General features: G+C 62.0%; 16 protein-coding genes. 14 read left to right on the forward strand and 2 right to left on the reverse strand.

Annotated features, from left to right (window positions below; genetic code table 11):
* Positions 1–23 precede the first annotated feature (23 nt).
* Positions 24–713, reverse strand: coding sequence for a flagellar basal body P-ring formation chaperone FlgA (flgA, locus tag BN1121_RS05465; protein ID WP_005355862.1), 690 nt, complete (start codon positions 711–713; stop codon positions 24–26).
* 135 nt (positions 714–848) lie between these two features.
* Between flgA and flgB the strand changes: the two genes are divergently transcribed.
* Genes flgB through BN1121_RS05525 form a run of 12 tightly spaced genes read left to right on the forward strand, consistent with a single transcriptional unit; the run spans position 849 to position 10,574 of the window.
* Positions 849–1,223: a flagellar basal body rod protein FlgB gene (flgB, locus tag BN1121_RS05470; RefSeq protein ID WP_005355859.1), complete on the forward strand. Its 375-nt coding sequence runs from the start codon at positions 849–851 to the stop codon at positions 1,221–1,223.
* Between the two features lie 2 nt (positions 1,224–1,225).
* The gene (gene flgCL, locus BN1121_RS05475) at positions 1,226–1,651 is read left to right on the forward strand and encodes a lateral flagellar basal body rod protein FlgCL (RefSeq protein ID WP_005355843.1); all 426 of its coding nucleotides are present in this window, start codon (positions 1,226–1,228) and stop codon (positions 1,649–1,651) included.
* Positions 1,648–2,343, forward strand: coding sequence for a flagellar hook assembly protein FlgD (locus BN1121_RS05480; RefSeq protein ID WP_005355839.1), 696 nt, complete (start codon positions 1,648–1,650; stop codon positions 2,341–2,343). The genes flgCL and BN1121_RS05480 overlap by 4 nt, the downstream gene beginning before the upstream one ends.
* 20 nt (positions 2,344–2,363) lie before the next feature.
* Complete coding sequence (flgE, locus tag BN1121_RS05485) at positions 2,364–3,584, forward strand: flagellar hook protein FlgE (RefSeq protein ID WP_005355837.1); 1,221 nt, start codon at positions 2,364–2,366, stop codon at positions 3,582–3,584.
* Positions 3,585–3,594: 10 nt separating this feature from the next.
* On the forward strand, positions 3,595–4,329 hold the full coding sequence (gene lfgF, locus BN1121_RS05490) for a lateral flagellar basal-body rod protein LfgF (protein ID WP_005355834.1): 735 nt from the start codon (positions 3,595–3,597) through the stop codon (positions 4,327–4,329).
* Between the two features lie 32 nt (positions 4,330–4,361).
* Positions 4,362–5,147: a lateral flagellar basal-body rod protein LfgG gene (gene lfgG / locus BN1121_RS05495; RefSeq protein WP_005355831.1), complete on the forward strand. Its 786-nt coding sequence runs from the start codon at positions 4,362–4,364 to the stop codon at positions 5,145–5,147.
* Complete coding sequence (gene flgH / locus BN1121_RS05500) at positions 5,147–5,824, forward strand: flagellar basal body L-ring protein FlgH (RefSeq protein ID WP_005355829.1); 678 nt, start codon at positions 5,147–5,149, stop codon at positions 5,822–5,824. The genes lfgG and flgH overlap by 1 nt, the downstream gene beginning before the upstream one ends.
* 8 nt (positions 5,825–5,832) lie before the next feature.
* Positions 5,833–6,933, forward strand: coding sequence for a lateral flagellar basal body P-ring FlgIL (fgIL, locus tag BN1121_RS05505; protein WP_005355826.1), 1,101 nt, complete (start codon positions 5,833–5,835; stop codon positions 6,931–6,933).
* Entirely contained in the window at positions 6,933–7,334 is a 402-nt protein-coding gene (locus BN1121_RS05510) for a rod-binding protein (protein ID WP_005355823.1), read from the forward strand. Before fgIL ends, BN1121_RS05510 begins: the two co-directional genes overlap by 1 nt.
* The gene (flgK, locus tag BN1121_RS05515; RefSeq protein ID WP_005355820.1) at positions 7,334–8,653 is read left to right on the forward strand and encodes a flagellar hook-associated protein FlgK; all 1,320 of its coding nucleotides are present in this window, start codon (positions 7,334–7,336) and stop codon (positions 8,651–8,653) included. Before BN1121_RS05510 ends, flgK begins: the two co-directional genes overlap by 1 nt.
* 9 nt (positions 8,654–8,662) lie before the next feature.
* Entirely contained in the window at positions 8,663–9,565 is a 903-nt protein-coding gene (gene flgL, locus BN1121_RS05520; RefSeq protein ID WP_005355818.1) for a flagellar hook-associated protein FlgL, read from the forward strand.
* A 10-nt stretch (positions 9,566–9,575) separates the two neighbouring features.
* Positions 9,576–10,574, forward strand: coding sequence for a hypothetical protein (locus tag BN1121_RS05525; RefSeq protein ID WP_005355816.1), 999 nt, complete (start codon positions 9,576–9,578; stop codon positions 10,572–10,574).
* Positions 10,575–10,628: 54 nt separating this feature from the next.
* Here the strand turns inward: BN1121_RS05525 and fliB are convergent, their stop codons facing one another.
* The gene (gene fliB / locus BN1121_RS05530) at positions 10,629–11,801 is read right to left on the reverse strand and encodes a flagellin lysine-N-methylase (RefSeq protein WP_005355814.1); all 1,173 of its coding nucleotides are present in this window, start codon (positions 11,799–11,801) and stop codon (positions 10,629–10,631) included.
* Between the two features lie 148 nt (positions 11,802–11,949).
* Here fliB and lafA (BN1121_RS05535) point away from each other — a divergent pair, with 148 nt between their 5' ends.
* Positions 11,950–12,840, forward strand: coding sequence for a lateral flagellin LafA (lafA, locus tag BN1121_RS05535; protein ID WP_005355812.1), 891 nt, complete (start codon positions 11,950–11,952; stop codon positions 12,838–12,840).
* 179 nt (positions 12,841–13,019) lie between these two features.
* Positions 13,020–13,883, forward strand: coding sequence for a lateral flagellin LafA (gene lafA / locus BN1121_RS05540; RefSeq protein WP_005355810.1), 864 nt, complete (start codon positions 13,020–13,022; stop codon positions 13,881–13,883).
* Positions 13,884–13,923: the final 40 nt, after the last annotated feature.

The following is a 13,923-nucleotide window of genomic DNA, read 5'->3' on the forward strand; positions in this document are numbered from 1 at the left end:
GGCGAGCGCCATCTCATTTCCCCTCAGAAGCGGGTCTCCACTTCCCCCCGCCCGGTCACCCAGGCCTGCACCTCCTTGCCGGAGGTGAGGTTGCGTACCCGAATGGCCTCGCCCACCACCCCATCCTGCAGGGCCTCGCCGCGCATGGAGGCGCTAAACCCCTCGCTGCCGGCGCGGATGATCACCTCCTGACCCCGCTCCACCGCATGGCGCACCTTGAGATCGAGCTCGCCAATCAGCTGGCCGGCACGCAGCTTGCGGCTGCTCTGCTCTCCGATCAGGGGGCGGTTGGCGGGGATAAAGCCGCGGTAGAGGCGGCTCACCTCGACCGGCTTGCTCACCAGGTCCCCGTTTCCGATCGGCTGGCCCCGCTCAATGTCTCGCGCCGCCCGCCACACCTGCAGGGTGACGCGCACCTCGACCCGGCCGCGCAGGCTCCAGACCGGATCGCCGCAGCGGATGAGATAGGGGCGGCGACCAAACGGCTCGCGATACTGACCGCCGGCTTCCAGCATCAGGGGCTGCTTGCAGGGGGGCAGCTCGCTGGCGCCTGGCGCCACCCAGACCTGAAACTGGCTCTCGGGGGTCGGCCAGTGCTGACTCTGGCCATAGCGCTCGAGCTCGGCACGGGCATCGTCCAGCAGCAGCTGCTCCAGGGTGGCGTGCGCCGGCCAGGCGAGCAGCAAGGGCAGGGCAAGCAGGTACTTCCTCATCGGAAACAGGACTTCCTCTTTCATGGCGCCGTGGCCAATGGGGGCCGGTAAGGGGCCCATTATACGCCATGATGCAAGCTGGCATGACTCTTGTTTAAGGCATCGCCACCCAGCCATGCAACCACAGGATGAAGGATGAGCATCTCATTTGACCAAGCCCTCGGGGTTCACCCCTATGCCTTGCAGGTGCGTACCGAACGGGCGCGCATCATCGCCGGCAACCTGGCTAACGTAGACACACCGGGTTATCTGGCACGGGATCTCGACTACAAGGCGATCCTCTCCCGTGTGGCCGACCAGGTATCGGCCGGTCAGATGGACAACTTTGCCATGAGCGAAGTGGATCATCCTCTCTACCGCATCCCCTATCAGCCCTCACAAGATGGCAACACGGCGGAACTCGGGGTGGAGCAGGGCAAGTTTGCCAACAACGCCATGGACTACCAGACCAGCCTGACCTTCCTCAACATGAAGATCAGCGGTATCGCCAAGGCCATAGAGGGACGCTGATCATGTCGTTCAATCGTATCTATGACATCGCGGGCAGCGCCATGCGTGCCCAGACCGTCCGCCTCGACACGGTCGCCTCCAACCTGGCCAACGTGGACAGCGTGGCGGGCAGTGAGGACGAGGCCTTTCGCGCCATCAAGCCGGTCTTCTCCACCCTCTACAAGCGGGTGCAGGAGAGTGGCGGCCTGGGGGCGGCCGAGGTCTCCATCGCCGGGGTGGTGCAGTCGGATCGGGAGGTGCAAAAGCGCCTCGAGCCCGATAATCCGCTGGCCGACGAGCAGGGCTATGTCTACTACTCCAACGTCAACGCCGTGGAAGAGATGGCCGACATGATGAGTGCCTCCCGTGGCTTCGAGACCTCGGTCGAGGTGATGAACCGTATCGCCAGCATGCAGCAGGGTCTGCTGCGTCTGGGGCAGGGCGTATGAGCCTCGCCAGTGTAAGCGCCCTCGACTCGGCGCGCAGTACCAGCCAGAGCGGCAAGAGCGAGCAGGTGGCGGCCAACGGCACCGGCCAGAGCACGGGAGCAAACGGTCTCCCCCTGCGCAACGAGTTCTTGCAGATGATGGTGGCGCAGATCCAGAACCAGGATCCGCTCAACCCCCTCGACGGTACCCAGTATGTGAGCCAGCTGGCCCAGTTCAGCATGGTGGAGGGGGTCGAGAGCCTCAAGGTGATGCAGCAGCGCAACATCGCCATGCAGGAGTCGTCACAGGTGCTCTCCAGCACCGCCCTCATCGGCAAGGAGGTGATGGTGCCGGGCGAGCGCATGACCCTGGCCAAAGAGCAGCCGCTGCGCGGTCAGATTGAGCTGCCCCAAGGCGCCGATGGCGTGGTGCTCAAGGTCTATGACCAGCACGGTCAGGTGGTGGCCGGCAAGCAGTGGGGGCAGAGCAAGGCGGGCACGCTGGATTACGATCTCCCGACCTTGCCTGTGGGTCAGTACCGCTTCGAGGTGACCGCCAAGGTCGACGGCAAGCCCATGAGCGCTCGCCACTATCTGGCCAGCGAGGTGGAGCGGGTTGCGCTCAACAGCGATGGTCAAATCATGTTGCATGTCGCCGGGCTTGGCGATGTCCCCCTCTTTAGCGCCATCCAGTTCGGCAAGGGCGCCGCCTAACGGCACACAGGAGCACTACCATGTCTTTTAATATCGGTCTGAGCGGCCTGCGTGCCGTCAACCAGGAGCTGAGCGTCATCAGCAACAACGTGGCGAACGCCAGCACCGCAGGTTTCAAGGCCAGCCGCGCCGAGTTCGCCGCCATCTACAGCGGCGGCCAGGCCGGCGGTGTGGAAGTCGCCAACGTCTCGCAAAACTTCGATCGCAAGGGCGATGTGCTCAGGAGCGGTCGTCCCCTCGACATGGCGATCTCGGGCAACGGCTTCTTCGTATTGAAAGATGCCAACGGCCAGACCAGCTACACCCGTGCCGGCATGTTCCGCAAGGATGCCGACAACTATCTGGTCTCCAACATCTCGGGCAAGCGCCTGCAGGGCTACGGCATCGGTGCCAACGGCCAGCTGCAGACCGGCGTGGTCGGGGATATCCAGGTCAGCTCGGCCAGCCTGGCGGCCAAGCCGTCGGACAAGCTCGAGTTTGTCGGTAACCTCAAGGCCGATGCCAGCAAGATCACCGTCACCCCCTTCGACCCGAACAAGGCGGAGACCTATAACTTCTCCCAGTCGAGCAAGGTCTACGACTCCCTCGGCATCGAGCACTCCCTGACCCAGTACTTCGTCAAGACCGGGGACAATGCGTGGCAGATTAACTACACCTTCGATGGCAAGGTGATGGAAACGGGAACGCCTGCGGCCGCTCTTTCCACACCACTGAAGTTCAAGCCGGATGGCACCATCGACTTTGGTACACCGGCTGTTCTCCCCCCCAAGCTGGACCTGGCTCCTCCCGGTGCCGATCCGATTAAGCTGGAGGTCGATCTGAGCAAGCTGAGCCAATATGGCTCTGACTTCAACGTGACCCGCAACCAGTCCAATGGCTATGGGGCGGGCGAGCTGACCGGCGTCAGTGTCGATGACAAGGGCGGCGTCTATGCCATGTTCACCAATGGCCAGCGTCTGCAGCAGGGTCAGGTGGTGATGGCCAACTTCACCAACCCAGATGGCCTGATGCAGTCTGACAACACCAGCTGGGTGCAGACCTTCAGCTCCGGCCAGCCGGTCATGGGCGCGCCGGGGACCGGCACCCTGGGCTCCCTGGCCACGGGCGGTTACGAGAGCTCCAACGTGGATATCTCCAGCGAGCTGGTGGGGCTGATGACGGCCCAGCGCAACTACCAGGCCAATGCCAAGAGCATCAGCTCGGCCGACAAGATGACCCAGGTCCTCTTCAACAGCTTCTAAGGGGTAAGGCGTGGAGAAACTGATCTACACCGCCATGTCCGGGGCCCAGCACACCCTGATGGCCCAGCAGATCCGGGCCAACAACCTGGCCAACGTGAACACGGCGGGTTTTCGCGCCGACTTCGAGCGGGTCTCTGCCTACTCGGTGGGCGGAGATGGTCTGCCGAGCCGGGTGCTGGCCAAGGAGCAGCAGGCGGGTTCCAACTTTGCCGCCGGCGCCCTGATGAAGACGGATCGCACCCTGGATGTGGCGGTGCGCGGCTCCGGCTTCTTCACGGTGCAGACCGCCGATGGCCAGGAGGCCTATACCCGGGCCGGCAACCTCGAGCTGGACGCCGATGGCCTGCTGACGGTCAACGGCCGCCCGGTGCAGGGTGAGGGGGGCGAGATGGTCTTGCCGCCCCACCGCTCCTTGAGTATCGGCAAGGATGGCACCCTCTCCATCGTCCCCCTCGGCCAGGGGGCGCGCCTCGAGGTCGGGCGCCTCAAGCTGGTCGACCCTGAGCTGGGTGAGCTGGTGAAGGGGGTGGATGGCCTGTTTCGCCTGCGCCAGGGGGGCGAGGCGGAGGCGAGCGAACAGGTGGCGGTGGCCTCAGGTTTTCTCGAAGGCTCCAACGTCAACGCGGTGGACGAGCTCATCAACACCATGTCGCTGAGCCGCAACTTCGAGTTGCAGGTCAAGTTGATGAAGAGCGCCGACGATCAGGCCCGGCAAGGGGCTAGACTCATTTCCGGTCAGGGCTGATGGCCCTGACTCCAGCGAAGGATAAACAATAGATGCACGCAGCACTCTGGGTGAGCAAGACGGGTCTCTCGGCGCAAGACGCCAAGATGGCCACCATATCCAACAACCTGGCCAACGTCAACACGGTCGGCTTCAAGCGCGACCGGGTGGCCTTCGAAGATCTCTTCTATCAGGTCCAGCGTCAGCCGGGCTCCCAGCAAGACCAGCAGAATCTGACCCCGACCGGCATCCAGATGGGTAACGGTGTGCGGGTGGTGGGGACCCAGAAGGTCTTCACTCCGGGCAACTTCCAGAACACAGGGCAAGAGCTCGACATCGCCATCGTGGGCGGTGGTTTCTTCGGAGTAACCATGCCGGATGGCGAGACCGCCTATACCCGTAACGGTCAGTGGCACCGCAACGGCGAGGGACAACTGGTGAACTCCGACGGCCTGCCCATGGTGCCGCAGATCGAGATCCCCGAGAATGCGACCCGCATTGCCATCGGTGCCGACGGTACCGTCAGCGCCACCGTGCCGGGGCAGCAGGACAACGTAGAGCTGGGGCGCATGACCCTGACCAACTTCTCCAATCCGTCTGGTCTTGAGGCCCTGGGAGGTAACCTCTATCGCGCCACCGGCGCCTCCGGCGAGCCCATCGAAGGGGTACCGGGCGAGGATGGTCTGGGGGCGGTGAAGCAGTACACCCTGGAGGCTTCCAACGTCAACGTGGTGGAGGAGATGGTCGACATGATCACCACCCAGCGCGCCTATGAGATGAACGCCAAGGTGGTCTCCTCCGCCGATCAGATGCTCAAGTTTATTACCCAGGCCATATGATGAAGCGGCTCCATGCACTGCTCGCCAGCGGCCTGCTCGCCCTGCTGCTGGCCGGTTGCGCCACCTATGAGTTGACGCCGCCGGAGCCGGGTGATCAGGATTGGGCACCCGCCAGACCCAAGTTGCCTCCCCAGCCCGAGGGGGAGGATGGCAGCCTGTTTCAGGGGAACACCATGATGACCCTGTTTCAGGACCGGCGTGCCTATCGGGTCGGCGACATCCTGACTGTGATGCTCGATGAACGTACCCAGTCGAGCAAGAAGGCCAACACCACCACCAACAAGAACAGCAGCATGAACATGCCGGTGCCCACCTTCGGTAACAAGGTGCTCAAGGATATCAGTGCTCAATACTCGGCGGAGCGGGACTTCGACGGTGCGGCCACCTCGAGTCAGCAGAACACCCTCTCCGGTGCCATTACCGTGACCGTGGCCGAGGTGATGTCCAACGGTATCCTGGCTATTCGGGGCGAGAAGTGGATCCGCCTCAACCAGGGGGATGAGTATGTGCGCCTCGGTGGCATGGTGCGGGTGGAGGATATCGATCAGGGTAACCGCATCTCCTCCCAGCGCATCGCCGATGCCCGCATCACCTATGCCGGTCGTGGCGCCCTGGCCGATGCGAACCAGATGGGCTGGCTCAATCGCTTCTTCAACTCCACCTTCTCCCCCCTGTGAGGATCTCGATGCGTAACTGGCTTCTCCTCCCCTTCCTGTTGCTGCCACTGCTGGCGACGGCCGCTGTGCGCACCCGTCCCCTGCTCGACATTGCCGATGTGCAGGGCATTCGGGCCAACCAGCTGGTGGGCTACGGTCTGGTGGTGGGCCTCTCCGGCACCGGGGATCGCAGCCAGGTGAAGTTCACCGGGCAGTCCATGGCCAACATGCTCAAGCAATTTGGGGTTCAGCTACCCGAGGATCTCGATCCCAAGCTCAAGAACGTGGCGGCGGTCTCGGTACAGGCGACCCTGTCGGCCCTCTCGGGCAAGGGGCAGACGGTGGACGTCACCGTCACCTCCATCGGCGACGCCAAGAGCCTGCGTGGCGGCTCCCTGCTGCTGACGCCCCTGCGCGGCATCGACGGCGAGGTCTATGCGGTGGCCCAGGGCAATCTGGTGGTCGGCGGGGTCAAGGCCGAGGGACAGTCTGGCTCTTCGGTCACCATCAACGTGCCGACCGCCGGCATCATTCCCAACGGGGCCATCATAGAGCGGGAGGCGCCGACCAATTTTGCCAGCCGCCCCGAGGTGATCCTCAATCTGCATCAGCCCAACTTCAAGACGGCACGCAACGTGGAGCGGGCGGTCAACCGTCAGCTGGGGCCTGTGGCGCGCGCCGTCAGCGCCGGCCGCATCGAGTTGCAGGCACCCAGAGACGAGAGCCAGCGCATCGGCTTCATGGCGCTGCTCGAGGATATCCAGGTCGACATGGGACGCGAGCGTCCCCGCGTGGTCTTTAACAGCCGCACCGGCACAGTGGTGATGGGTAGCGAGGTGAAGGTACACAAGGCGGCGGTGAGCCACGGCAACCTGACGGTGACCATCTCCGAGAGCCAGAACGTGAGCCAGCCCAACGCCTTCTCCAACGGTCAGACCACCACCACGCCGAACTCCAAGGTGCAGGTAGACCGGGAGCGCAATAACATGTTTGTCTGGCCCGAGGGCACGTCGCTTGAGGTGATCGTGAAGGCCATTAACTCACTGGGGGCGACCCCGGACGATATCATGGCCATCTTGCAGGCGCTCGACGAGGCGGGAGCTCTGGATGGTGAACTGGTGGTGATCTGATGACACGAATTACAGGGAGCGAACCCGGTTTCTATCAGGACCTAGGAGAGCTGCAGAAGATCAAGAGCAATCCGGACCAGCGGGCCGCCCTCGAGGCGGCCGCCGGTCAGTTCGAGGTAACCTTTCTGCAGACGGTGCTCAAGCATATGCGGGCAGCCAGCGATGCCCTGCAGGACGAGGATGAGAAGCTCATCAAGGGCAACGAGCTCTATCGGGACATGTACGACAGCCAGCTGGCCATGGGGCTGGTCAAGGGCGGCGGCATAGGCCTCACCCGTCAGATGGTGGCCCAGCTCGAGCCGCCGTTAAAGAATCCGGCCACAGCGGTCGCTTCTGGATCGGAGAATCTGGCGGCGTTTACCCAGCCGCTCCACTTCAAGCAGACGAGGAAAGCTGACTGATGTCACTGCTCCATATTGGTTTCTCCGGACTGAACGCGGCCCAGATCGCGCTCAATGTCAGTGCCCAGAACGTGGCCAACGTGAACACTCCTGGCTACAGCAGGCAGGAGGCCATGATGGGCAGCGTCGGCGGCTTCGGCCGTCTCGACAGCGGCGCCGGTGTCGAAGTGACCGGGGTGCGGCGCATCACCGACGACTATCTGGTCGGCCAGCAGTGGCGTTCGGGCTCGGCCTTCGGCCGGGCCAACGCTTACCATCAGTACATCAACACTACAGAGCAGATCCTCGGCAGCGAGTCGATGAATATCAGCCTGGGGCTCGACAGCTTCTTCGCCTCCCTCAATGCGGCGCTTGATGCCCCCAAGGAGAGTGCCCAGCGTGAGCAGGTCGTCTCCTCGGCCACGGCGCTGGCTAATCGCTTCAATCAGCTCAATCGCAACCTGCTGGGCCAGGAGAAGCAGATCGCCGACCAGCTCGGCACCTCAGTGACCCAGACCAACAGCTATCTGAGCCGGGTGGCGGCCCTCAACAAGGAGATCGGTGAGCTGGCGGCCAAGGGGGGCAACACGGCGCTGCTGGAAGACAGCCGGGATCAGGTGATCCGCGAGCTCTCCGGCCTGGTCGAGATCCGGGTCACCCGTCAATCCAACGGGGACTATGACCTGAGTCTGCCCAAGGGGCAGCCTCTGGTGCTGGGTGGCAGCAGCAGCACGTTCAGCCTCTCGGGTGAGAAGCTCAGCCTGAGCTTTGGCCCCCAGACCTTCGAGGTGCCCAGCCTGGATGGGGGCAGCATGGCCGGCGTGATCGATTATCGCGACAACGTGCTGCGAACCACCCGTACCAAGCTCGGTGAGATAGCCGGCAAGCTGGCCGATGAATTCAATGCCAAGCAGGATATTGGTTTGGACCTTTCGGGAGCCAAGGGGGCACCTATGTTTACCTACGATGCCGTCGACCCGGCGGGTACCCTGCGTGTTGCCGATGGCTTCAAGGGTGAGCAGCTGGCCTTCGCCAAGACGGGCGGTGGCCCCGGTGACAACCGCAACCTGCATGAGATGCTGACTATCAAGGACGATCAGTACGACGCCTACAGCGCCCTGCTCGGTCGCCTGGCGGTGCACAGTGGCCAGGCCAAGGCCGATGCCGACTCCCAGCGCAAGCTCGACAAGGAGTTGACCGCCAAGGTGAGCAGCGTCAGCGGCGTCAACTCGGACGAAGAGGGGATGAAGGTGATGGCCTTTACCAAGGCGTATCAGGCAAACGCCAAGGTGATCAGCACGGCCGATCAACTCTTCGACGCCCTGCTGATGATGTTTTAAGGAGTTCCGATGAGAGTCAGTTCCAATCAGATCCAGATCAACATGCTGGACAACCTGCAACAGGGATTTCGTGAATATGGTCGGCTCGATCGCCAGATAGCGACCGGCAAGCGAATTCTGCAGCCCTCCGATGATCCCATCGGCAGCGTGCGCCTGTTGGGCCTGCAGAAGGAGCAGGCCTCCATGGAGCAGTATCAGAAGAATATCTTCAACGCCAAGACCCAGCTCTCCCAGGCCGAGGTGCAGCTCGACAGCATGACCAACCTGCTGATGCGCGCACGCGATCTAACCGAGTTGGCTGCGACTGGTAGCCTGACCTATGAGGATCGGCAAGGGGTGGCGCAGGAGCTGGCGAGCCTGCGCGACGGTCTGTTGGACTTTGCCAATGCCCGCAACGAGGCGGGCTCCAGCTTGTTTGCCGGCAGCCAGGTGGATAAAAAGACCCTGGTCAAGGATGCCGCCACCGGCAGCTATCTCTATCAGGGAGATTCCCTGGCGCGCGAGGTGGCGGTCGGCAAGGGGGTGATGGTGACGGTCAACGAGACGGCGGATCGCCTCTTCACCGCGCACGGTGACTATTTCAAGCAGCTCGATGACTTTATCAAGGTGCTGGAGACAGAGACCGGCAGCGTGAACGCCCAGGCTGGTGCCATGCTGGATCGCAGCAAGGTACTTCAGGACGATATCGGGGCCATGCAGGGGCGGATCGGCGCCCGAGTCAATCTGCTGGATCAAGTGGATTCCGCGCATACCGAGATGAAGACCTATAGCAAGGAAGTGAGCAACCAGATAGCATCGCTGGATTATGCCGAGGCGGCGACCCAACAGTCCCATGTGCTGATGGCCCTGCAGGTACAGCAGCAGGCCTTCGCCAAGATAAACAGCCTCAGCCTGTTCAACTACATCCCCTGAGACCCGATTCATGTTGATCTCTCCAACCCGACAGAGTGGCATCACCGAGTCCTCCCGCCTGCACCCGAGCCAGGAGGGCGTGCTCTCTTCGCGCAAGAGCGCGCGCCAAGGGCGTGCGGAAGGACGAATCGATGCGAGCCGGCTGGAGCGTTGGAGTCTGATGGGGCGCACCCAGATGAGTGTCGCCCGGGCCCAGGACAGCGAGAAGGCGCTCGGTCAGACCTGGAACGAGCTCAAGCGCCTCGAGCGCCAGCTCGCCCAGGGGAAGGGAGAGCAACAGGAACTGCAACACCGGCTGCAGCGGCTGGAGAGCAAGCTGCAAAGCGGCGGCATGCTGACCCCGGAGCTCAAGCCCAAGATGCTGCAACCGGCCTCCACCCGCCAGGTGCGCTATGGTACCGAGCCTCTCGATCTGCTCTCGGCCAAGCCGACCGCCGAGCGGCTGCGTTTCTCCTTCCCCCTGAGCGGCGGCGTGGCCGAGGTGCATATCCCGGCCGGTGCGCAAGGAGAGGCGGTGGTGAAACGGCTCGATCAGGCGCTCAAACACGAGCAGATCCGGGCGCGCATGAGCGGCAAGGGGAGCCTGGAGCTAAGCATTCCCGAGCCACTGCGGCGCAAGCTCGATGAGCCCGTGCTGGTGACGGGAGAAGGGGTGCGGGTGCCGGCGGGCAACCCGATCCCGCTGCGCTTCAAGGCGGCCAAGGGCGAGCTGGGTGAGCTGCAAGAGGGGCTTGGCAAGGGCGACATCGCCCAGGAGCAGAACCGAATCAAGCGCTTGCTGAGCGAGATTGAGCAGTCGATGCGCGAGCTCAAGCAGTATCGGCAGCGGATGGTGGCCCAGTTGGGTCAGGTGCGTGCCAAGGCCCAGGGGTTGAACGAGCGTGAGCTCGAGAGCCTGCAGCAGGAGCTGACCGGGGCGCTGCGCCAGGGGGGCTTCGCCGGCACCATGTCGGGGCTGCTGGCTCAGGCCAATGTGTCGCGGCAGACGGTGGTGGCGCTGCTCACCTGACCGTCCACGTTGGCCGATATTTAATGCGGGCCTCCTTCGGGAGGCCCGCTGCGTTCAGGCGATGCCGAGCAGGGCATAGAGGGTGATGTCGCTGCCAAACCCGGTCTCGATCAGCTGCTCGCAGATCTGCTGCTCGAAGGCCAGATTGTGTTGACGGCGGGCGTGGTAGCTATAGACCAGGCTGACCACCTTCTCTTCGGTCAGTTCACCCCGGTGCGCCAGCAGGCAGAAGTAGCTACGCAGCAGGAAGAGGTCGGCGACCAGCAGGCGATAGGCATTCACCATCACCCCATCGGCGCGGTAGGGGAAGTTGAAGTGGTAGAGCTGGTAGAGCAGATAGTTGTCCAGCAGATAGGGGCGCTCGGCCAGGAAGGGGGCGACCTGCGCTTGCCAGACTCGCGGGAAGAAGGCCATCTTCTCCTCGTCGTACTCCCCATCGAGCAGGGCATAGAGGGTCTCGAGACACTCCCCTATGATGACGGTGCCGCGGCCGCTGCGTTCGTTGGATTGCAGCAGCAGCTGGGTCAGGGTGCGCAGGGCCCACCACTTTACCCTGGGCATGGCCGGGATAGTGGCATACATGGCCTGCAGCTGGCCGCTGCCTGCCAGGGCGACCAACTCATCGAGAAACTGCTCGTAAGACGACCTTCCCTCATCGTGATACACCAGCATGCCCATGATCCATAGCCGCTGCTCCAGCGGCAGCTCGTGGGTCAAGGCTATCTGATAGCTGAGCTGATTGAGGCGCAAGGCCTGCTCGGGAACCGAATGGTGCAAGGGGAGGGTCGGCTGATCCTGGGTGTCGATCAGCATGGCCTCAGGGTCGAGCAGGAGCAGGCGGCTGGCCTGGGGGCAGGAGAGGGTGAGGCTCTCCTTGTGCTGATAGGGGAAGGTCACTGTGTAGCGCGGATAGCTGCTGCAGGTCTCGCTCAGTGCCTGCTCGCCGAGGCGGCTGTGAATGGTGCAGAGCCGCTCGCTGTCGAGAAAGGGGCAGACCCCCTGGCTGTCGAGGCGCACCCGCCCCCAGTCGTGATCGCTCTTCTTGACCTTCTCTAGCGATCCCCGTGCCGTGGCCCGGATCCGTTCGTCATCGCTGAACCAGTAGAGTCGGAAGGTGGCCTTGTCGATCTGCACGGTCCAGCCCTGGCAGCAGTGCTCTTCACAGGACGGGCCTATGCACTGAAAGGCGCTGCGAAAGCGAGGGATAAATTGTGTGATAACGGGCATGACTTGCTCCTGAGGAGTGCTTGGGGTTGAGCTTGCACTAAGTGCGCCACGAGAAAAAGGGTGCTCAAGTTTTTTTGTCATGTGGTCGCGTTTCTGCAGCGAAACTTGAGCCGTCACGCGGCCTTCTGAATCATGCCGAGGAGCATTTATGGGATTGTCTATTCACACTAACTACGCATCCCTGGTCACCCAGAACCAGCTGAATTCCACCAACAAGCTGCTGAACACCGCCATGCAGCGCCTGGGTACCGGCATGCGCATCAATTCCGCCGCCGACGACGCGGCAGGTCTGCAGATGGCCACCCGCCTGCAAGCCCAGTCCAATGGTCAGAAAGTTGGCATGCGTAATGCACAAGACGCCATCTCCATGATGCAGACCGCTGAGGGTGCCATGGACGAGATGACCAACATCGTTCAGCGGATTAAAGACCTGGCCACCCAGGGTGCCAATGGTACCGCAACTGAAGAAGATCGCGTTGCCATGGGTTCCGAGATGAAGTCACTCACCGAAGAGCTGGATAATATCACCAAAAATACCACCTTCGGTGGAGCCAAACTGCTCGACGCCACAGGTGGCAAGTTCGCTGCAGCCATTACCTACCAGATCGGCGGCACCGAGAATGAGAAGCTCACCGTCAATGTTTCAACAGATCTGAAGAAAGTAACCGACGCCATCAATAACATGAAGACCGCAGCCGGTGGCGCTACCGTTACTTCCGGTCTCTCGGATTTTGACGATAAGACCAAGGTGACGGCTGCTAATTTTGCTCAGCAGATCACCAACATGGATACCCTGTTGGGGGCACTGGGAACCGTGCGTTCTTCCTTCGGCGCCAACATCAATCGCCTGGATCATACGGTGAACAACCTCTCCAACATGAAAGAGAACACCGATATGGCCAAGGGGCGCATCATGGATGCCGACTTCGCGGCCGAGAGCACCAACATGACCAAGAACCAGATGCTGATGCAGGCGGGCATGTCCGTGCTCTCCAACTCGAACCAGATGACCGGCATGGTCACCTCGTTGCTGCGTTAAGTGATCGGCAGATACAGTTAAAGGGGGCATTAGCCCCCTTTCTCATTAAACGTGAACGGGCTTCGTGGTAAAAAACGTTCATTTCCGTACAGATGGCGCTCAATTTTTTTCCTGTCTCAGTCGCTTTAAGACCCTGACGAGAACAATCTGGCCTTGGCCGAACTGATGAGGAATCGAAAATGGGTTTGTCTATTCATACCAACTATGCGTCTCTGGTTACCCAAAACCAGCTGAACTCCACCAACAAGTTGCTGAGCACCGCCATGCAGCGCCTGGGTACCGGCATGCGCATCAATTCCGCCGCCGACGACGCAGCAGGCCTGCAGATGGCCACCCGCTTGCAGGCCCAGTCCAACGGCCAGAAGGTCGGCATGCGTAATGCACAAGACGCCATCTCCATGATGCAGACCGCCGAGGGTGCCATGGATGAGATGAGCAACATCGTCCAACGCATGAAGGATCTGGCCACCCAGTCTGCCAACGGCACCGCCACCTCGGCCGACCGCACCGCCATGAATGCCGAGTTTGGCGAGCTCAAAAAAGAGATCGACAACATCACTAGCAACACCACCTTCGGTGGCCAGAAGTTGTTGGAGAGCGGCAAAGGGTTCCATACAGCGGTCACTTTCCAGATCGGTGGCAGCGCTAATGAAAAACTGGAGCTCAAGACGGGTGAAGGGGTAGCGAAGGCCCTGGGTGAGGTAGTGGGCACTGGCAAGGGTACCCTGGAAACCAACGTGGCCGCGGGTATCGGTGATCAAACCAAAGCCAAGGATGCCATCGGCTCTCTGGATACCCTGCTCGGCAATATCGGCGCAGCCCGCTCAGGTTTCGGTGCCAACATCAACCGTTTGGAACACTCGGTGAACAACCTCTCCAACATGAAGGAGAACACCGATATGGCCAAGGGCCGCATCATGGATGCCGACTTCGCCGCAGAAAGCACCAGCATGACCAAGAACCAGATGCTGATGCAGGCGGGCATGTCTGTGCTCTCCAACTCCAACCAGATGACCGGTATGGTCACCTCCCTGCTGCGTTAATCGCACGTCAATAGAGCGGGGGGCATATGCCCCCCGCTCT

The organism is Aeromonas diversa CDC 2478-85, assembly GCF_000819805.1.
GTDB lineage: Bacteria > Pseudomonadota > Gammaproteobacteria > Enterobacterales > Aeromonadaceae > Aeromonas > Aeromonas diversa.